The sequence below is a fragment of the Nonomuraea candida genome, assembly GCF_000725485.1.
Classification (GTDB): Bacteria; Actinomycetota; Actinomycetes; order Streptosporangiales; family Streptosporangiaceae; genus Nonomuraea; species Nonomuraea candida.
This window is the reverse complement of sequence record NZ_JOAG01000003.1, coordinates 243,398-262,242: the sequence shown is the minus strand read 5'-3', so window position 1 is coordinate 262,242 and position 18,845 is coordinate 243,398. Positions and strand designations below refer to the sequence as shown.

Annotated in this window: 17 protein-coding genes; 9 read left to right on the top strand and 8 right to left on the bottom strand. The window is 74.3% G+C overall.

Going from position 1 to position 18,845, the window contains the following annotated elements; genetic code table 11:
• The first annotated feature begins 131 nt into the window (after positions 1-131).
• Genes IO39_RS01200 through IO39_RS01165 form a run of 8 tightly spaced genes read left to right on the top strand, consistent with a single transcriptional unit; the run spans position 132 to position 8,296 of the window.
• The gene (locus IO39_RS01200) at positions 132-503 is read left to right on the top strand and encodes an NADH-quinone oxidoreductase subunit A (RefSeq protein ID WP_245641758.1); all 372 of its coding nucleotides are present in this window, start codon (positions 132-134) and stop codon (positions 501-503) included.
• The gene (locus tag IO39_RS01195) at positions 494-1,711 is read left to right on the top strand and encodes a hypothetical protein (RefSeq protein WP_043614354.1); all 1,218 of its coding nucleotides are present in this window, start codon (positions 494-496) and stop codon (positions 1,709-1,711) included. The genes IO39_RS01200 and IO39_RS01195 overlap by 10 nt, the downstream gene beginning before the upstream one ends.
• Positions 1,704-2,612 (top strand): NADH-quinone oxidoreductase subunit H, encoded by a 909-nt coding sequence (locus tag IO39_RS01190; protein WP_043614351.1) that lies wholly within the window; start codon positions 1,704-1,706, stop codon positions 2,610-2,612. The genes IO39_RS01195 and IO39_RS01190 overlap by 8 nt, the downstream gene beginning before the upstream one ends.
• Complete coding sequence (locus IO39_RS01185; RefSeq protein WP_043614347.1) at positions 2,609-3,109, top strand: NADH-quinone oxidoreductase subunit J; 501 nt, start codon at positions 2,609-2,611, stop codon at positions 3,107-3,109. The genes IO39_RS01190 and IO39_RS01185 overlap by 4 nt, the downstream gene beginning before the upstream one ends.
• The gene (nuoK, locus tag IO39_RS01180; RefSeq protein ID WP_043614343.1) at positions 3,106-3,411 is read left to right on the top strand and encodes an NADH-quinone oxidoreductase subunit NuoK; all 306 of its coding nucleotides are present in this window, start codon (positions 3,106-3,108) and stop codon (positions 3,409-3,411) included. Before IO39_RS01185 ends, nuoK begins: the two co-directional genes overlap by 4 nt.
• Positions 3,408-5,465 carry a proton-conducting transporter transmembrane domain-containing protein gene (locus IO39_RS01175; RefSeq protein WP_211266854.1) on the top strand — a complete coding sequence of 686 codons (2,058 nt, stop codon included), beginning with the start codon at positions 3,408-3,410 and terminating at the stop codon, positions 5,463-5,465. The genes nuoK and IO39_RS01175 overlap by 4 nt, the downstream gene beginning before the upstream one ends.
• A gap of 3 nt (positions 5,466-5,468) precedes the next feature.
• A complete protein-coding gene (locus tag IO39_RS01170) occupies positions 5,469-6,977 on the top strand; it encodes a complex I subunit 4 family protein (RefSeq protein ID WP_043614340.1) in 1,509 nt (502 codons plus the stop codon).
• A complete protein-coding gene (locus IO39_RS01165; protein WP_043614337.1) occupies positions 6,974-8,296 on the top strand; it encodes an NADH-quinone oxidoreductase subunit N in 1,323 nt (440 codons plus the stop codon). Before IO39_RS01170 ends, IO39_RS01165 begins: the two co-directional genes overlap by 4 nt.
• 6 nt (positions 8,297-8,302) lie before the next feature.
• Here the strand turns inward: IO39_RS01165 and IO39_RS01160 are convergent, their stop codons facing one another.
• The 4 genes from IO39_RS01160 to IO39_RS01145 form a co-directional block, all read right to left on the bottom strand.
• On the bottom strand, positions 8,303-8,863 hold the full coding sequence (locus IO39_RS01160; RefSeq protein ID WP_157547775.1) for a hypothetical protein: 561 nt from the start codon (positions 8,861-8,863) through the stop codon (positions 8,303-8,305).
• A gap of 260 nt (positions 8,864-9,123) precedes the next feature.
• Positions 9,124-10,026 carry a DNA-processing protein DprA gene (locus IO39_RS01155; RefSeq protein WP_157547773.1) on the bottom strand — a complete coding sequence of 301 codons (903 nt, stop codon included), beginning with the start codon at positions 10,024-10,026 and terminating at the stop codon, positions 9,124-9,126.
• Positions 10,027-10,114: 88 nt separating this feature from the next.
• Positions 10,115-10,774 (bottom strand): FadR/GntR family transcriptional regulator, encoded by a 660-nt coding sequence (locus tag IO39_RS01150; protein ID WP_043614331.1) that lies wholly within the window; start codon positions 10,772-10,774, stop codon positions 10,115-10,117.
• A 63-nt stretch (positions 10,775-10,837) separates the two neighbouring features.
• Positions 10,838-12,040: an ADP-ribosylglycohydrolase family protein gene (locus IO39_RS01145; RefSeq protein ID WP_063765192.1), complete on the bottom strand. Its 1,203-nt coding sequence runs from the start codon at positions 12,038-12,040 to the stop codon at positions 10,838-10,840.
• A gap of 72 nt (positions 12,041-12,112) precedes the next feature.
• Here IO39_RS01145 and IO39_RS01140 point away from each other — a divergent pair, with 72 nt between their 5' ends.
• The gene (locus IO39_RS01140; RefSeq protein WP_043614326.1) at positions 12,113-14,041 is read left to right on the top strand and encodes a Xaa-Pro dipeptidyl-peptidase; all 1,929 of its coding nucleotides are present in this window, start codon (positions 12,113-12,115) and stop codon (positions 14,039-14,041) included.
• A gap of 78 nt (positions 14,042-14,119) precedes the next feature.
• Here IO39_RS01140 and IO39_RS01135 read toward each other — a convergent pair whose 3' ends face one another.
• The 4 genes from IO39_RS01135 to IO39_RS01120 are packed head-to-tail and all read right to left on the bottom strand — an operon-like array spanning position 14,120 to position 18,426.
• On the bottom strand, positions 14,120-16,123 hold the full coding sequence (locus tag IO39_RS01135) for an RNA polymerase sigma factor (protein WP_043614323.1): 2,004 nt from the start codon (positions 16,121-16,123) through the stop codon (positions 14,120-14,122).
• Between the two features lie 47 nt (positions 16,124-16,170).
• Complete coding sequence (locus IO39_RS01130; protein ID WP_052422309.1) at positions 16,171-17,433, bottom strand: FAD-dependent oxidoreductase; 1,263 nt, start codon at positions 17,431-17,433, stop codon at positions 16,171-16,173.
• The gene (locus IO39_RS01125) at positions 17,430-18,167 is read right to left on the bottom strand and encodes a maleate cis-trans isomerase family protein (RefSeq protein WP_052422308.1); all 738 of its coding nucleotides are present in this window, start codon (positions 18,165-18,167) and stop codon (positions 17,430-17,432) included. The genes IO39_RS01130 and IO39_RS01125 overlap by 4 nt, the downstream gene beginning before the upstream one ends.
• Before the next feature lie 52 nt (positions 18,168-18,219).
• Positions 18,220-18,426 (bottom strand): hypothetical protein, encoded by a 207-nt coding sequence (locus IO39_RS01120; RefSeq protein ID WP_043614320.1) that lies wholly within the window; start codon positions 18,424-18,426, stop codon positions 18,220-18,222.
• Positions 18,427-18,845: the final 419 nt, after the last annotated feature.

Genomic DNA, 18,845 nt, shown 5'->3' with positions numbered 1-18,845 from the left:
GGGGTGTGCCCGCGACGCCGTCCTTCCCGAGCGGCACGCGTCGGGGCGCACCCCGGCCCCTCTCCGGGGCCTCCGCTCCGGCGCTCCCTGACTGCTTCTGGTGAGCGGTCGGCTTCTCCTGGTTTCTCCAGGTGAGCGGTGAGCGAGTGGACGGGGGGCTGGTGATGGGTGCGGTGCTGGGGCTCGTGGGGCTGTTCGCGGCCGGGGTCGCGGGGGTGTACGCGGTCTCGTTCCTCCTCGCGCCCCGTGGCGTGGCCGGGGCGGGGCCGTTCCTGTCGGGGGCATGGCCCCGCGAGCACGCGCTGTCGCGGTTCCACGTGCGGTGGTACGCGGTCACGCTCGTCTTCCTCGCCTTCGACATGGAGATGATCTTCATGTACCCGTGGGCGGTCGTGGCCGCCGAGGTGGGCGCCATGGCCGTGGTGGAGATGTTCGCGTTCCTGGGGCTGCTGCTGGTGGGCGTCCTGTACGCGTGGCGCGAAGGGGCCTTCCGGTGGGCGTGAGGGGATGGCTGCTGCGCCTGGCCGCCCGCCGGCCCCGGGTGCTCGTCGTCGCCTGCCCGTACGGGACGCGGGCCCGGCTGCTCGTGGAGGCCGAGCTCGATCGGCGGGGCTGGCCGGTCGCGCTGTCGCCGGCCGAGGCCACGGTGATGGTGGTGTGCGGGGTCCCGGCACCGGGGGAGCCGGCCCAGGCCGTCGAACGGGTCTGGCAGTCGCTGCCCGGCCCCCGGGCCCAGGTCCGGCTGACCGCGCGCACCGGCGTGAGCGAGGTCACCGCCGCCCTGGACCGGGCGGTCACCGCGCTCGGGGACGAGACGACACACCTCGCGGACCCCCACGACGACCCCGGCCGACCCGGCGGTGGGGGTCACGGAGGGGATGGGCACGGTGGTGATGGGCACGGTGGGCATGGGCACGGTGGGCATGGGCACGGTGGGCATCATGAGCACGGCATGGGGGCGCCCGGGGGCGTGGCGATGGCCGGGCGGGGGGACGATCGGGACGGGCTGAAGCTGGATCGGCTGCATGTGCCGCTGGGGCCGGTGCTGGCCGACTGGCCTGCCGGGCTCGTCGTCGAGACGGTGTTGCAGGGCGACCTGATCCAGGAGGCGACGGTAAGAGCCCTTCCGCCGGGCGAGTCCGGGGTCGCGTTCTGGGACGACCCAGGGTGGGGTCCAGCGGGGGTGGGTGGGGGTGAGGTGGCGCGGCGCAGGGCGGCGGGCCGGCTGGACAGCCTGCAGCGGCTGCTCGGGGTGGCCGGCTGGCCGGCGGCGGCCAGGGAGGCCAGGAGGTTGCGGGACCGGCTGCTGGCGGGGGCGGAGCCGGCCGGGGTGAGCCGCGACTACGACCGGTTCGCCCGCCGGGTGCGCCGGTCGGCGGTGTTGCGGTGGATGCTGCGCGGGCTGGGCGTGGTCGAGGGCGGCCCGGGGGTGCCGGAGTGGATGCGGGGAGACGTGCTCGATCGGGCGTACGGATGGCTGGACCGCGCCCGGGAGGCCCTCGGCGAGATCGGCGATCATCGACCCCTGCCCCGGCCCTCCCCGCGCGCCGGGCGGGGGCGGAGGGGCGGATGGGAGGAGACCGGGGCGACGGTGGCGCTGCTGCCCGGGCTGCTGGCCGGGGCCGAGCTGGCGGTGGCGCGGTTGATCGTGGCGAGCCTCGACCCGGACCTCGAACGACTTCCCACCGGGCCGGCGGCGGGCGGTGGCTGACGCGGTGGGGCTGCTGGTCGCGCTGGTGGTGTTCGGATGGGCCGCCGCGGCCCTGGACGCCGGGCTGGGACGGGTGAGCGGCAGGGCGGGCGGGGTCGGGAGCGCGGTCGGGGCGCCGTTGCGGGAGGTGGCGCGGCTGGTGACGCAGCGGGGGCGGCGCACGCTCGTACCCGACCTGCTGCTCGTCCGGGCGGGCGTCGTCGCGCTGCCGCTCGCCGCGCTCCTCGCCGCCGTCGTGCTGCCCCTGGGAGGCGCGCCCGTGCTCGACACGAGCGTGGGGATCGTCTGGTTCAACGCCATGGAGGTGTGCGTCTGGGGCGCGCTGTGGCTCGTCGGGTGGGGGGTCAACTCCGTGTACCCGCTGGTCGGCGGGTACCGCTTCCTGGCGCAGGGGCTGGGTTACGAGCTGCCGCACATGTTCGCGCTGATCACGGTGGCGCTGGGCGCGGGGTCGTTGCGGTTCGGGGACGTGGTGGCGGCGCAGCGGGGGGTGTGGTTCGCGGTGTGGATGCCGGTCGCGTTCGCGGTATACCTGATCTCCGCGCTGGCGATGGCGTTCTGGGGGCCGATGGGGCAGCCGGTCGGCAGGGACGTGGCGGGCGGGGTGCCGGCGGAGCTGTCGGGGGCCGACCGGCTGCTGTTCGCGGCCGGCCGGTACGCGCTGCTGGTCGTCGTGTCCGCCGCCGCGGTGCCGCTGTTCCTGGGCGGCGGCGCCGGGCCGCTGCTGCCCGGCTGGGCGTGGGCGGCGCTCAAGACGGCGGCGGTCCTGGGCGTGTTGGTGCTGGTCAAGCAGCGGGTTCCGGCCGTACGGATGGATCGGTTCACGGTGTTCGCGTGGGTGGTGCTGATCCCGCTCACGCTCGTACAGACGCTGGTCGTCGGAATCGTGGTGCTGCGGTGAGCGTGGGGGCGTTCTGGGCGCTGGCCGTCCTGGCGGTGGCGGGCGGCGTGGCGGTGTTCGTGGTGGACTCGATGGCGCGGGCCACGTTCGCGCTGCTGGCCTCGCTGCTGGCCGTGGGCGGGACGCTGCTGCTCGTCGACCTGCACTACGTGGGGGTGCTGGTCATCCTGATGATGGTCATGGAGATGCTGGTGATGGCCGTCTTCATGATCATGTACATGATGAACCCCGGCGGCCTGATGCCCATGAAGATGGTGCACGGCGACCGGGCCGCCAAGATCATCGCGGCAGCCGTCTTCGTGCTGCTGGCGGCCGGGGCGTTCCTGACGCCGTGGCCGGCGCGCCGGGGGCCGCCACCCGCCGACCCCACGCGCGCGCTGGGCCTGGCGATCATGGGGCCGCGGATGCTCGTGATGATGGTCGTCGGCGTGGCCATCCTGGCCACGATGGTCGCCACCGTCGTGCTCGCCACGCACCGCGGACGGTATGACCGATGACGCTCCAGACCTTCCTCCTGCTGGCCGCCGCCCTGTTCTCGATCGGCCTGTACGGCGTGCTGTCCCAGCAGTCGATCGTCATGCTCATGATGGGCCTGGAACTCATGATCAACGGCGTCATCGCGGCCGGCGGCGCCTTCTGGCACTACGTCGCTCCCCGGACCGCCGACGGCCAGGTCCTCGTCCTGGTGGCCGTCACCGTCATGGCGCTGGAGATGGCCATGGGCTTCGCGGTCGTCACCGCGATCTTCCGCGCCCGCGACGTGGACCTGACCGACGAGGCGGGGGATCTGAAAGGGTGAACCCGTCCCCGTGGCTGCTGCCCGCCCTGCCCGTCCTGCCCGCGGTGACGGGCGGCCTGCTGCTGCTCCTGGGACGGGCGGCGCGGCGCGCGCCCGCCGGGGTGGCCGCCGGGGTGCCCGCCGGGGTGGCTGTCACGGCGGCCGTGCTGACGCTGGCGCTGGCCGTGCACGCTGCCGTGACCCGGCCCGCCACACCCGTCCGGCTGCTGCCCGGCACAGGATCATCCGGCACAGGATCATCCGGCACGGGGTCGTCCGGCACAGGGCTGACCGGGGACGGCCTGCTCGCGAACGGGCTGGTCGTGGACGGGCTGTCGGCCGTCATGGTGGTCATGGTGGCGGCGGTGGGGTTGTGCGTGCTGGTGTTCGCGGCGGGGGAGCTGCGCACGGCCCGGTTCCACGGGCTCATGCTGCTCTTCGTCGGCGCCATGCTGCTGACCGTGACGGCCGGCGACCTCGTCCTGCTGCTGATGGGGTGGGAGGTCATGGGCGCGGTGTCGTACGCGCTCATCGGCTACTGGTGGCACGATCCCGCGCGGGTGCGCTCCGGCGCCGTGGCCTTCCTCACCACCCGCGCCGCCGACCTCGGCCTGTACTTCGCGGCCGGAGCGGCCCTGGCGGGCGCGGGGTCGTGGGCGGGCGGGGCGCCGGCGCCGGACGGGCCGGCGGGGCTTCCCGCGCCGTGGCGGGACCTGGTGGCGGGCGGGCTCGTGGTGGCGGCGCTGGGCAAGTCGGCGCAACTGCCGTTCTCGTTCTGGTTGTCGCGGGCGATGGCCGGGCCCAGCCCCGTGTCGGCGCTGCTGCACTCGGCGGCCATGGTGGCGGCGGGGGCGTACCTGCTGCTCCGGGTGCAGCCGCTGCTCGCCGCCACCGGCTGGGCGGCCGACCTGGTGGCGTGGGCGGGCGCGCTGACGGCGCTGCTGCTGGGCGCCGTCGCGCTCGCGCAGCGGGAGCTGAAGCAGTTGCTGGCCGCCTCCACGTGCGCGCAGCTCGGGTTCATGGTCGCGGCGGCCGGGGTGGCGGCGGTGGCGGGCGGCGCGGCGCAGCTCGTCGCGCACGCGGCCGTGAAGAGCCTGCTGTTCCTGGCGGCCGGGGCCTGGCTGTCGGCGCTCGGCACCGAGACGTTGCGGCGGCTGGGCGGGGCGGGACGGCGGTATCCGGTGGTCGGGCTCGCGTTCGGGGTCGGGGCGGTGGCGCTGGCCGGGGTGCCGCCGCTGTCGTTGTGGGTGACCAAGGACACGATCCTGGGCGCGGTGCGGGAGCCGGGACTGTACGCGGTGCTGTTCGCGGCCGGGCTGCTCGCCGCCGCGTACTCGGCCAAGGCGCTGGCCGCGGTCTGGCGGCCCGGCCCCGGCCGCGCGGACGCCCGCGAGCTGACGCCCTGGGAGCGGGCGCCGCTGCCGGTGCTGGCCCTGGCCGCCGCCGGGTTCGGCGCGGTCGGCCTGCCCGGGGCGTTCGAGGCGTGGGGGCGGCTGGTGGGCGATCCGCACGCCGCCGCGCCCTCGTGGGGCGGCCTGCTCCTGTCGGGCGCGGCGGCGCTCACCGTGTCCGCGCTCACCGTGTCCGCGCTCACCATGTCCGCGGCCACGATCCTGGTCCGCACCCCCGCTCCCGTGACCCCCCTTCCGGTGGGTGCGGCCGGGGCCTTTCTCCGGGAGTGGATGGGGCTGGAGCGGATGGCCGTGGTGCTCGTCGCGCGCCCGGTCCTGGCGCTGGCCGGGGCGCTGGCGCGGTTCGACGACCGGGTCCTGGACGCCGCTGTGACCGCCGCCGCCCGCGCCGTCAGAACCCTGGCCAGGACCGCGGCCGGGCTCGACGACCGGGGGATCGACGCCGGCGTGGAGGCCGTGCCGCGGGCGGGCCTGGCCGCCGCCCGGATCGTCAGGGCGCCGTTCGAGACCGGGCTCGACGGCCTCGTACGAGCCGTCGCCGCCGCGGCCGGCCGCCTCGGCACGCTGGCCAGACGCCCGCAGACCGGACAGGTGCACCTCTACTTCGCCCAGGCCGCCGTGGCGCTGACCCTGCTGGCCGTCGCCTTCGCCCTCCTGAGGTGAACCGTGCTCGCCATAGTGATCTTCCTGCCTCTGGCGGCCGCGGCGCTGCTGGCCCTGCCCCGCCTCGGCGCGCGGGCGGCCGGCTGGATCTGGATCGCCGCCACGGCCGCCGACCTGGCCCTCGTCGTGGCCATGTGGGCCGGGTACGGCCCGGGCCGGGCCGGCGGCTTCGCGTACGAGACCAGGCTGCGCTGGATCCCCTCCGTGCGGGCCGGCTACCACGTCGGCGTGGACGGCCTGTCGCTGCCGCTCATCGCCATGACCTCGCTGCTGTTCCTGCTCTGCGCCGTCTACTCGCTGCGCCGGACGCGCCGGCCCAGGGCGTACGCGGCGTTGTTCCTGTTCCTGCAGACCGTCTGCCTCGGCCTGTTCGCCGCCCTCGACCTGCTGCTCTTCTTCGTCTTCTTCGACCTGGCGATCGTCGGCATGTACTTCGTGATCGTCGGCTGGGGCCACGGCGATCGGGCGCGCTCGGCGCTGAAGTTCTTCCTCTACACCTTCCTCGGCTCGCTGGCGCTGCTGCTCGGCTTCATCGGCCTGTACCTGGCGGCCGAGCCGCACACGTTCGACATGGTCGACCTGACCGCCGACCTGACCGCCGACCTGACCGCCGACCTGACCGTCGGCCCGCCGCGCGCGGGCGCCGCGGTGCTGCTCGCCGTGGGCGTCGGGCTCGCGGTCAAGACGCCGGTCGTGCCCGTGCACACCTGGCTGCCGGCGGCCCACACCGACGCGCCCGCCGCCGGCTCGGCGATCCTGGCCGGGGTGCTGCTCAAGATGGGCACGTACGGCTTCGCCCGCATCGCCGTGCCCATGCTGCCGGAGCAGTGGCGCGCGTACGCCTGGGCCGTCATCGTGATCGGCGTCGTCAGCGTCCTGTACGGCGCTCTGGTCGCGCTGGCCCAGGAGAACTTCAAACGCCTGATCGCCTACACCTCCGTCAACCACATGGGCTACATCGTCCTGGCCCTGGGCGCGGCGGGCCTGAGCGGCGGCCGGGCGGCCAGGGAGCTGGCGGTCAGCGGGGCCGTCACCCAGATGGTCAGCCACGGCCTCATCACCGGCGCGCTGTTCCTGATCACCGGCGTGCTGTGGGACCGGGCCGGCAGCCACGACCTCGGCCGGTTCGGCGGACTGGCGGGCCAGGCCCCGGTCCTGACCGGCGTGACGGCGGTGGCGGCGTTCGCCTCGCTGGGGCTGCCCGGCCTGTCCGGGTTCATCGCCGAGTTCCAGATCTTCACCGGCGTGATCGGGGCCGGCGCGGTGGTCGCGGGCGCGCTGTCGCTGCTCGGCATCCTCATCACCGCGGCCCTGCTGCTGCGCGCCCTGCACCGGGCCTTCCTCGGCGGGCCGGGCGAGCTGACCGGCCGCGTCACCGACCTGCGCGCGCACGAGCTGGCCGCGATCGCCCCGCTGCTCGCCCTGTCGCTGGCCATCGGCGTCGCCCCGCGGTGGCTGCTCGACCTGATCGCACCCGCCGCCTCCGCCATCGTGAACCTGGCAGGCCGATGAACCCGCTCGCCCTCCTCCCCGAGCTGCTGATCCTGGCGGGCGCGGTGGCCGGGCTGCTGGCCGGGCTGTACGCCGCGCGGGAGCGCCAGCGCGTGACCGCCTGGATCAACGCCGCCGCGCTCGCCGGGGCCGCCGCCACCGCCGCCGCCACCGCCGCCACCGCCCTGAGCCCCGGGACCTTCGAGGGCTACGTCGTCGACGCCGCCACGAACGTCACCCGCCTCACCGTCACCCTGTCCACCCTCCTCGCCCTCTGCCTGATGGCCGGCCGGGCCAGGGGACACGCGCGGGAGAGCGAGCTCTACACGCTGACCTCGCTGGCCGCCCTCGGGACGATCGTCATGGCGGGGGCGGGCGACCTGCTCGTGCTCGTGGCGGCGTACCTGCTGGCGAGCATCCCCGCGTACGCGCTGGCCGGGTTCGCCAAGGACGCGCCCGGCACCGAGGCGGCGCTCAAGTACTACCTGATGGGCGCGTTCCTGGGCGTGCTCATGCTGGCGGGCGTCACGCTCGCGTACGGCCACTCGGGCGCCACCGCCTACTCCGGCGCCCGCGCGCCCGCCGTGGCCGCGGTCCTGCTGCTGGCGGGGCCGCTGTTCAAGGCCGGGGCGGCGCCGGCGCACTTCTGGGTGCCCGACGTGGCGGAGGGCGCGTCGCGGCCGGTGGCGGCGTTCGTGACCACGGTGCCCAAGATCGGGGCGTTCGTGGCGGCGTACCGGCTGGCCTCGGAGGTCTTCGACGAGCCCGCGCTGCTCGCCGTCCTCGCGGCGGCCACCATGACCCTGGGCAACCTGGCCGCCTTCCACCAGCCGAACGTGCGGCGGCTGCTGGCGTACTCGACGATCAGCCAGGCCGGCTACCTGCTGGTGCCGGTGGCGGTGGCGGGCCGCACGGACCTGGCGGCGCCGGCGCTGCTGTTCTACCTGGCCGCGTACGCCGTCACGAACCTGGGCGCCTTCGCCGTCGTCGTCGCCACCGGCACGGACACCCTGGCCGACTACGCCGGCCTGGCCCGGCGCTCGCCCTGGACGGCGTTCGCCCTGGTCGTGTGCCTGCTCGGCCTCGTCGGCACACCGCCGACGGCCGTCTTCGCCGGCAAGCTGCTGATGTTCGCGGCGGCCTGGGACGCCGGGTACGCCTGGCTCGCGGTCCTGGCCGCCGCCAACACCGTCGCCAGCCTCTTCTACTACCTGCGCTGGATCCGCCCGGTGTTCGTCCAGGAGGGCTCCGGCCGGCGCGCACCCGCCACGATCCCCCTCCTCGCCGCCACCGCCTCCCTGGCCCTGGGAATCGTCGCCCTCCTCACCCTCCTCCCCTGACCGGCACTACGGCGTGAACCGGGGATGTCGTGGCCAGTGCCTGCAGCTCTTGCCGGCCACGGGACAGAGGTCCACGGAGTATTCGCGCTCGGTGAGGATCTGCCGCAGGGAGTCCTCCGCGAGCGACAGCCGCAGGTCGGTACGGATACGGCGGGCGATGACCAGGATCGTCACGTCCGAGGCTCCCGCGAGCAGCAGCGCGGCCGCCGCCGGCTGCGCATGACGCCCCTGCACCCACGTGTCCTCCAGCAGGAGGATGTGCTGACCCGCCACGATGTCCCGATCGGGCACGACGAAGTGCTGGGGCCGCAGATCACGGCGCTGCGCCTCGGGGATGCCGGCGGTGGCCTCAAGCTTCACCTGGGCCCAGTGCCCCGGAAGGACGGCCGCCAGGGTGACGAGCGGATGCGCGCCCGTGCGCCCCCGGAGCGAGGGGACCGTCGCCATGCCGGTGACGGGCCTGCGTGCCACGAGGTCGAGGCAGGAGGCGTGGAATTGGGCGAACCCGAGAAGGAGCAGGAGTAACCGCTGGTAAGAGGAATTGCGGAGCCTCTGGGCAGCCGGCATGAAGTCTTTGTACCGGTACATGTCCCGCTCCACCTGGGTGCCCGCCACGGCATAGGTCAGGGGGACGACCCGCCGGGCGACAGGTACGTCTTCCCTGCGCGCGTCTTCGTGACACCGGTAACACCGCGTGTACCGCGAGGCGACAGGACCCGTGCAGACCTCACAGGTGACGTTGGGGATCCTGAGGGGATTGGTCATGATCGCGCCAAGCCGCTCGCGAATCATCTCCCTGAGCACCGGTAGCGTCTCGGCCAATGGGGTCAGCCCATCCTCGAAAGGAACCTTTCAAGCTGCTTGTGTCGGTCCAGCAGATCATCGACGATGGCGATCGCTCCACAGACGTCCTCGGCCACGTGGACGTCGGGTCTGTCCGCCGTGATCCGGCCCCATTCGGTGCGCTCGATCACGGACCGCATCAGGATCACAGGCCGTCCGTGCTCCACGGCCTTGCGCGCCTGAATGCGAGTCCCGCTCCGCTCGCCGGCCTCGACGATGATCGTCGCCAGACTGTAGCCCGACATCGTGCCGTTGCGCAGGGGAAACGTTGTCTTGTCCGGCGCACGATCAGGCCAGAACTGTGAGAACACCGCTCCTCGCTCGGCCACCTCACGATGGAGGTCGCGATTCTCGGGAGGGAAATGCCGGCGGATTCCGGTGCCGATGACGGCCACCGTCCGGCCGCCCGCGCGGAGCGCGGCTTGATGGGCCGCGGTGTCGACACCGGCGGCCAGGCCCGAGACGACGGTCAGGCCACGCTCGACGAGCCGGGTGGCCAGCTCGGTGGCGAGCGACCGGCCCTGCGGCGAGACCGTGCGGGAGCCGACCACGGCGACGCCGTCGTCCTCCGCGAGCACCGTCCCGCGGGCGAACAGCAACGGGGGCCGGTCGAACACGTCGCACAGCCTGTGCGGGTAACGATCGTCTCCCATGGTGAGGACGTGGATGCCGTCCTGCTCCCAGGAGGCGATCTCCTCCGCCGCGCCGGCCATCGCGTCCTCGACCGGATCGGAGAACAGGTCGGCGGAGCCCAGGCGCTCGCGCAGCACCGCCACCGGAGACGCCTCATCGAGCCGCTGGACGAGGTCGCGTTCGCCCTGCTCCGTAGAGGTGCGGCGGAGCAGCGCCACCATCGCGGCGCGTTCCCTGTCGTCCCACCGGCTCACAGCCACAGCCTAGTCTCCCGGCGGGTGCCGCGTCACCCGGGAGATCGAACACCTGTGCTCATTTGGCATGGTCGTGGGGTAAGAGATGTCAGAGGTCGCGTTCCTGTTGGTCGAGGATGGAGACCGAGACCGCGACGGCCTTGGCCGGGTCTTTCTCCTCGATGGCGCGCAGCAGCTCCTCGTGGGAGGAGTCCGGGGTGAGGGCGGCCTCCTCCTGATCTCTGACGCTGTCGCGGAGGGCGTCGCTCATGCTGCGGTAGAGGTCGGCCAGCAGGGCGTTGTGCGCGGCGTCGGCCACTTGCAGGTGGAAGTCCACGTCGGCGTCGGCGAAGCCGTCGAGGTCGCCGGCCCGGCCGGCCGCGTTCCTGCGGGCCAGGGTCTCGCGCATCGCCGACAGGTCCTCCTCGGTGCGCCGCCCGGCCGCCAGCCGGGCCGCGACGAGGTCGAGGCCGCGGCGTACGTCGATGATGTCCATGGCGGCCGCGGTGTCGAGGCGGCGGCGCAGCGCGACCTTCGACTCGTCGGTCGCGGTCACGTAGGTGCCGTCGCCCTGCCGGGTGTGCAGCAGCCCCGCGTGGGCCAGCACGCGCACCGCCTCGCGCACCGAGAGCCTGCTCATGCCCAGGCTCTCCGCGAGCCGGCTCTCCGAAGGGATCTTGGTGCCGACCGGCCACACCCCTGCGGCGATCTCCCGGCGGAGCTCGGCGATGGCGGCGTCCACCAGCGAGGTCCGAGCGACGTTACGCATGCACCTTCTCCTCATCGAGCTGACGGACATCCACCCTAGACGCTGGGGTGGGCCGTGGCGCGGTCAGGCGAGCGCGGCGGCCAGGCGTTCGATCGTCTCCCTGCCCTCCAGCGGGTCCAGCCAGGCGGCGGGCAGGACGGCGGCGCCGTGCAGGGCGCCCAGGAGGTTGCCGCACACCGAGCCGGTCGAGTCGCTGTCGCCCGAGTGGTTGACCGACAGCAGCAGCGCCCTGTCCACCGCAGGCTCGGCCAGGGCGCAGTAGACGCCGATGGCCAGCGCCTCCTCGGCGATCCACGCGCCGCCCAGCGACTCGACCGCCTCGGGGGAGGGGGCGCCCCTTGCGGCCAGGGACACGGCGGCGTCCAGGGCGGCGCTGGTCTCCTCGTGGCCGGGGTAGCGGGCCAGCAGGTCCATCGCCCGCTGGACGGCGGGCTCCAGCGCCTCGCCGGCCATGAGGTGGGCGATGATCGCGGCGAAGGCGCCGGCGGCCAGGTAGCCGGTCGGATGGCCGTGGGTGATCTGGCCGCAGACCGCCGCCAGCTCGAACGCCTCCCGCGCGCCGAACCCGCCCCACGGGCCCGGCCCGCCCCGCCCGCCGAGGTCGCCGCCCTGCATGCCGAGGTCGCCGCTCTGTCTGTCCAGGTCACCGGCCGGGCCGCCGGGGGCACCAAGGGCGCCGGGGGTGCCGGGGTGCTGCGGCGGGCGGGCGATCAGGCCGAACGGGGCCGAGCGCATCACCGTGCCGCACCCCTTCGAGCCGGGGTTCACCGGGCCGGGACGGCCCCACGCGGACGGCCCGGGGAAGGGGTGACGCAGGCCCGACAGGCAGGCGTTGCCCGGGGCGCGCCGTGAGTACAGCCACTGCTCCCGCGACAGCCGGCCCGCCCGCCCGGGCGGGTCCGCGGGCGGGGGAGCGGGGAACTGCTGCGTGTCGAGCCAGCGCAGGTACGCCCGGCGCACCGCCTCGACCGCCGCCTCCCGGAAGCCGTCACCCGGCGTGCCGGCGCTCTTCCCCGCGCCCGGTCCACTGGCGCGGCCCGCGACGTCACGGGCGTCCAGGAGACCCTCGACGGTGAAGAGGGTCATCTGGGTGTCGTCCGTGATCTGGCCGGTCCTGCCATGCCAGGTCGTGACGTAACCGGTGACGCCGTCCTTACCGTGATCCCTGCGGATATCGCGCAACGACCGGAACTCGATCGGCGCCCCGAGGGCGTCGCCGATCGCGCCGCCCAGGAGGCAGCCCCGAACTCTGTCCAGAACATCCACACCTGGGATCTTGCCACCTCCCGGGCGGTCTGAGAGATTCCGCTTATCGGTCACCAGTCCCGGAGGTCACGCGTGTCACAATTACGCCCAGCCCTCTTCGCCGTCGCCCTCACCCTCGCGATCGCGACTCCCGCCCAAGCCGCTGCCGCCGCCGCTCCCCGGATCACGGTCGAGAACGGCCGTACACAGCCGGTCTTCTCGTACGCGGACGCGATCCGCGAGCACGTGTACGTCGAGTCGACCGTCGACAGCGACCTCGACGGCAACCTCGACAAGGTCAGGGTGGACATCATCAGGCCCAAGGAGTCCGGCCCGGGGCTCAGGGTGCCGGTGATCATCGATGAGAGCCCGTACTACGACAACTCGGGCCGCGGAAACGAGTCAGAGCGCAAAATCTACGACGCCGCCGGAAATGTCACGAAGTTTCCGCTCTTCTATGACAACTACTTCGTGCCCCGCGGCTACGCCGTCCTCAACGTCGACATGCTCGGCACCACCAGGTCGGACGGCTGCCCCGACGTCGGCGGCAAGGCCGACGTGCTGGGCGGCAAGGCCGTCATCGACTGGCTGAACGGCCGCGCCAAGGCGTTCCGGGCCGACGGCGCCCCGGCCGTGGCCGACTGGACGACCGGCAAGTCCGCGATGATCGGCAAGTCGTACGACGGCACCCTGGCCAACGCCGTGGCCGCCACCGGCGTCGAAGGGCTCAAGACCATCGTGCCCATCTCGGCGATCAGCTCCTGGTACAAGTACCAGCGCTCCAACGGCGTCGTGTACAACTACGACTACGCCTCCTGGCTGGCCAACTACGTCGACACCGACCCCGAGGCCAAGTGCCAGGCGGTGCGCGACAGGATGGACGCCGAGGACGGCGACGACACGGGCGACCACAACCCGTTCTGGGCCGAACGCGACTACATCGGCGGCCTGCTCGGCGACGTCTCCAAGGTGAAGGCCAGCGTCTTCGTCATCCACACGGTCAACGACCTCAACGTCAAGCCCGACAACTTCTCCGCCTGGTGGAAGGCCCTGGCCGACCGGCACGTGCCGCGCAAGATCTGGGTCGGCCAGACCCAGCACGTCGACCCGTTCGACTTCGAGGGCCGCCGGGGCCTGTGGGTGGACACGCTGCACCGCTGGTTCGACCACTGGCTGCACGGCGTACGCAACGGGATCATGCACGAGCCCCGCGCCGACGTCGAGATCGGCCCGGCGCAGTGGATCACCCAGCGCGACTGGCCGGCCCCGTTCGCGATCGAGGCGAAGCTGCGCCCGGCGCCCGACGGCTCGCTCGGCCTGCGGCCGGCCGCCAGGAACAGCACCGCCTCCTTCACCGACGTCGCCATGAGCGAGACCGACATGGTGGCCGACGTGGGCACGGCGAACCCGGGCCGGGTGGCGTTCACGACCGGCGCGCTCCCGCTCGACCTGCGCCTGTCCGGCACGCCCACCGCCGACCTGCGGGTCAAGCTGGACAAGCCCACCTCCAACCTGACCGCGCTCCTGGTCGACTTCGGCGCGGCGACCCGCGTCGACTGGCGGCGCGGCCAGGGCATCACCACGCTCACCGAGGAGGACTGCCACGGGGAGAGCACCGCGGCCGACGACGCCTGCTACCGCAAGGTCGTCACGAACGTGGCCACCCGCCCGCTGGAGATCGTCGCCCGCGGCTGGATCGACGTGCAGAACCGCCACTCGCTCAGCCAGGCCACCCCGCTGCCCGCCGGCGTCTACGGCACGGTGAAGTGGCTGACACTGCCGCAGGACTACACGTTCCGCAAGGGCCACCGGATCGGCCTGGTCATCGCCGGGACCGACTCGACCTACACGGACGAGACCGGCACCGGCGCCAACGTCACCATCGACCTGGCCAGGAGCAGCGTGAGCGTGCCGTTTGTGCTGGGCACGCCGCTGGCCGACGTGCCGAAGGACACCGCCACGTTCCGCGGCCCCGACCGGCTCGACCTGCCCGAGCCCGAGCCCGGCTTCCACTTCTTCTAAACCGTACGGGGGCAGGAGCCGGGTCCCCGGCTCCTGCCCGCAGCCCCTCGTGACGCCGGCTCCGCCCGGTGGCCGGGGCTAGTCGCAGTCCCGCAGGAAGACGCCGTCGCGGGCGTCGCGCGTCAGCGCGTCGTCGCGCGGGGCGACCGTCCAGGCCACCCGCATGGTGAGCGTGCCCCCGGCGGCGGTGGTGCCGCCGGTGCGGCGGCCGTCCCCGGTGGTCTGGCCCGTCCAGCGGACGGTGATCTGCCCGCGCCGCACGCGCGGCTCGCAGCTCTCCCGCGCGAGCGCCCGGTCCGCCGCCGTCTCCTTGACCCGGAAGCGGTTCCCGGACACGGTGACGCCGCTCGTGCCGGAGGCCGAGACGATCTCGCACCGGCCCGTGCACGACAGCCCGAACGTCCCCGTGCGCTTCGCGCCCAGCCACGCCGACGACGGCGACAGCCGCGCCACCGGCGGCGCCGGGCGGGGCAGCTCGGCCTTCCTGGACAGCGCCTTCATCCCCGACTCCGGCGACTCCGCGGTGCTCGCCGCTCCTCCCTCGCCCGCCGTGGCCGCCTCGGCGACCCGGCGCGCGGGCTCCTCCAGCAGCACGCTGGTCTGCGCGGCGGCCTTGGTGAGCGTGGCCGGGTGCTCGCGGGCGTTCATGACAGCCCAGATCAGGCCCGCCGCCAGCAGGCCGACGCCCATGATCAGCCCGAGCCTGGCCACCGCCCTGATCGGGGTGCCCGGCTCGGGATCGTCCTCGTCGTCGGACGGGTCGCGCCAGAACTCCTGCCACTGGGCGGCGTCCCCGTTCGGGGCCTGCTGGAGGGCGGACAGGGTGATGCCGCCGTAGCGGACGATCGTGCCGTGGTCGCCGTGGCCGTTGCTCTCGCCCCTGGTCACGGTGGTGTAGACGAGCTTGTCGCCGTACGTGCCGCCGCGGAAGGGCCGGGTGCGGCTCGGCGGCGTGAAGGGGTGGCGCCCGCGTACGGCCGGCGCCGCCGGCGGATCCTGCCGGCCGGGCCCGGGCGGCGGCTCGTCGCCGGGCTCGGGAAGAGGCACGGGAGCGGCCAGGGGCATCGCCCGCTCGACGGGGGCGGGCAGCGGGATCGTCCCCTCCAGCGGGACGGCCGGCAGCGTGTCCTCGGTGGGCTCCGGCAGGCGCGGGGGCCCGTCGGGCGGTTCGGGCACGGGGGCCGCCAGGGGCATCGGCCTCAGGGCGGGCTCCTGGTCGGCGGCGGCCGCGCCCGCCGCCGACCAGGGCTTTCCCGGCGTCGCCGTCGTGGGGCCGGCGACCGGGACGGACGGCGTGGCGCCGGCGACCGGAGGAGCCGGCGTCGAAGAGCCGGTCTCCACCAGTGTGCGGGCCTGCACAGGAAAGCCGTCGGCCCGCCAGATCGGCCCCTCGCCGGGCAACGGCTGCGCCAACGCCAGCCGGTTGGGAAGTGTGCCGGGCGACGACGCGATCGGCAGGCGGCGTAGCAGCGCGCCCGCCGTCATGGTCCTGGGCGCGGCCCGGCAGGTCGCACAGGACTGGATGTGGCGGCCGATGCGGGACCTGGCCCGCCGGCCGGGGGAGGCGACCCACTCCGACATGCGGGCCGTCAGGTCGGGGCAGCCGTCGCGGGAGCGGGCCGCCATGATCGCGGCGAACCACTCTTCGAGGCCGGCCGCGGCCTGCGCCACGATGGCGTGCACCTCGGCCTCCGGCAGCTCGAAGATCGCGCTGAGCTCCGCGTCGGCCAGGCCGTGGCGTACGGCCAGGTCGAGCAGCTCCCGCTGCGGGCGGTCCAGGGACAGCAGCGCCTCGGGCAGCAGCTCGGACATGCGGCCGGGGCGGGACCACGAGCCGATGCTCGCGGGCTTGGCCACGACCGCCCGGTGGGCCCGGGTCACCGCGTACAGCCAGGGCCGGCGCAGGGCCGGGTCCACCACGCGGTCCGCGTACAGGTGCGCCGTCATCACGGCGCCGGCGACCGCCTGCTCGGCGTCGCCCGCGGCGAGCTCGGTGCGGCAGTAGTCGTAGAGGCGGGCTCCGTGCTTATCGCACAGGTCACGAATGGCCTGGCGCGCGTCGTCTGACAGGGTTCGCCACATCCGGTGTCACCTCCTCCTATCGGTACGCGGACGCGTGTCCGTTCTCCTCAGGCCCGCCCCACGGAATCGGAGACAGCGGGATCGGGCACAGCGGGATCGGGCACGGCGGGATCGGGCACAGCGGGATCGCTCATGGGCCGCTTCGGCACGCGCGGGCCGGGCGCGTCGAGCAGGGACGCCTGCGCCAGGTAGGCGCGCGTGGCGTCGGGATCGCGGGCGATGGCCCGCAGCCCGGCCATGGCGGCGGCCAGCCGGGCGGTGTCCCGCTCGCGCACCCCCACCGGCCGCCTCTCGCCCCGCGGGATCACCCGCTTCATCAGCACCGAGCGCCGCCGCCAGGCCCACGCCTCCAGCGCGGCGGGCCGGGCCCGCCCGCGGATGACGGCCGCGAGCACCTGTCCGGCCTCGGCGGCGTCGTGGATGCCCGCGTTCATGTTGAGCCCGCCGGCGGTCGAGGTCAGGTGCGCGGCGTCGCCCACGAACAGCACCCGCCCGCACCGGTACGAGGTCAGCACCCCCCTCGACAGCCCGAACCGGTCCGCGCCCGTCAGCCTGATCGGCTCGCCCGCGCCCGGCAGGGTCCTGCGCACCAGGAGGGACAGGTTCGACGGCGACAGCGGCTCGTGCGTGTCGCAGGGGATCTTGAAGATGATCCGCCAGTGGTCGCGCAGCCCGAGCAGCGTGCACGACTGCTGCACGTCCCGTACGTGGGTCAGCGGCGCCAGGCCCGGCAGCAGCCGGTCGAGCGGCGAGTCGGTGAAGACTCGCAGCGCCTGCGCCGGATAGGCGGACCGGGGGAACGGCAGCCCCAGGCAGCCGCGCACGGTGCTGTCGGGGCCGTCGGCGGCGATCAGGTACCGGGCCCGCGTCCAGGTGTGGCCGACGCGGACCCGGATCCCGGTGCCGCCTTCCGCCACGCCGTCCACCCGCGCGCCGAACCGCACGTCCACGTCGGGGCAGGCGTTGAGGGCGGCGAGCAGCAGCGGCGTCAGCGCGGACTGGTCGGCGTGGATCCGGAACGGATGCTTGGTCAGGCCGTGCAGCCGGTTCATGCCCATCTCGGCCAGCACGATCCCGGACCGGTCCCGCCACTGCACCCGGTCCACCACCCGCCCGGCGGCCACGAGTCCCGCGGCGACGCCGAGGTCGTCCAGCAGGTCGAGGGTGGCGGGGTGGAACGTGCAGGCGCGCGGCCGGCGGGGCGGCTCGTGCTCGCGCTCCAGCACGGTGACCGGGACGCCCGCCCTGGCCAGCGAGAGCGCGGCGGTGAGCCCGGCGGGGCCCGCCCCGACCACGATGACGCCGTTCATGCCGAGCGCCCCCCTTGGGCCGTCACGCGGCGGCGGTGCGGCACCCGGCTGAGCGTCACGTGCCTGCCGACGGCCCGGGACAGGGCCCACCAGGCCACGCAGAGGTTCGAGGTGAGCACCAGGCGGTCGCTGCCGCTGGTCAGCCGGCGCAGCACGGGCAGCGTGGGCAGCCCGGTGCCGGTGAACAGCAGCACCGCGTCCTCGGGCAGCTCGGCCGGATCGACCTGGCTGAGCAGGTCGGCCGGGGTGACCGCGTACGAGGAGTAGCCGTCGCACGCGCGCACCTGCACCACCTGGGTGACGGTCAGGCCGGACGACTTCCAGAACCGCTCGGCCAGGTCCGTGATCCACGGCTGGTACGGCGAGACCAGCACGATGTCGGTGGCCATCACGTGCTCCATCGCCTCGCGCATGGCCAGCGTGGCCGTGGCGAACGGCACTCCGGTCGCCGCGGTCAGCTCCGCGCACTGCTCGCGGTCCTCGTCGGGCCCGAGCAGGTAGCGCGGCTCGCTGCAGGCCATGACCATCGCGTTGAGCCGCAGACCGCCGAACACGTCCACCATGGCGGGCAGCGCCGCGTTGTAGCTGTCGAGCCGGTCGGCCAGGGACGGCCCCGGGCGTACGGGGAGCCGGGCGACGTGCATGTCGGCCCGGGAGCCGAGCAGCCTGGTCAGCTCCGGCTCCGCCGACGGGTTCGCGGGCGCCACGATCACGCCGATCCTGCCGCGGCTCACGGTGTGCCCCGGACGGTGCGCATGGTCTTCCTCCTGTGCGGGATGCGTGGGGTCAGGAGGCGCGGTGCCGCAGCGCCTGGTCGATCTCGGTGATGGCCTCGACGGACACCTGGCGGATGCGGCGCAGCCGGTGCACGGTGCGCGCGGAGCCCGCCTGCCGGTCCCGGTCCTCGTCGCGGGGCGGCGGCGGATCGGCGGGACGTGCGCCCCGCGGGTGGACTTCGTGCGGTTGTGACCTGCGCAGCTCGTCGGCGAGCATGATCGCTCCTATGTGTAGCGGGCTGAGTTTCCTGTCAGGCCGCGCGGCCCGGCGGGGAGCCGGCGTGGCCACGCCGGCCCCCCTTCCGCCGCGCGTTGAGATCGAGGTCCGGTCTCATGTCCCGACGCCACGGCGACCCGCACCAGCGCCGTGGCGGCGAGCGGAACGGCGGACGGCGGGTCGGCCACCGGCACGCGGTCGTGCCGGTCGCCCGCGCCCGGGGCGTGGCCCCCGCCGTGCGCGACCCCGCCGGACGCGGGCGGGGGGACGGCCGTGCCGGACGGGCACGTCGCGTCCACCGCCCCCGGGCGGGGAGAAAGCCGACCCCAGGCGCAACCCCTCGAGATGGCCAGCACGCCAGCCGCTACCGCGCAGGCCAACAGCACCGCGCCGAACAAGTCGGGCACGTGCCGCACGGT

Bases quoted from the DNA above. Each gene is read 5' to 3' on its own strand.
- nuoK (WP_043614343.1), top strand. From the start codon at position 3,106: ATGACGCTCCAGACCTTCCTCCTGCTGGCCGCCGCCCTGTTCTCGATC.
- IO39_RS01165 (WP_043614337.1), top strand. From the start codon at position 6,974: ATGAACCCGCTCGCCCTCCTCCCCGAGCTGCTGATCCTGGCGGGCGCG.
- IO39_RS01160 (WP_157547775.1), bottom strand. From the start codon at position 8,863: ATGCCGGCTGCCCAGAGGCTCCGCAATTCCTCTTACCAGCGGTTACTC.
- IO39_RS01150 (WP_043614331.1), bottom strand. From the start codon at position 10,774: ATGCGTAACGTCGCTCGGACCTCGCTGGTGGACGCCGCCATCGCCGAG.
- IO39_RS01135 (WP_043614323.1), bottom strand. From the start codon at position 16,123: ATGTGGCGAACCCTGTCAGACGACGCGCGCCAGGCCATTCGTGACCTG.
- IO39_RS01130 (WP_052422309.1), bottom strand. From the start codon at position 17,433: ATGAACGGCGTCATCGTGGTCGGGGCGGGCCCCGCCGGGCTCACCGCC.
- IO39_RS01120 (WP_043614320.1), bottom strand. From the start codon at position 18,426: ATGCTCGCCGACGAGCTGCGCAGGTCACAACCGCACGAAGTCCACCCG.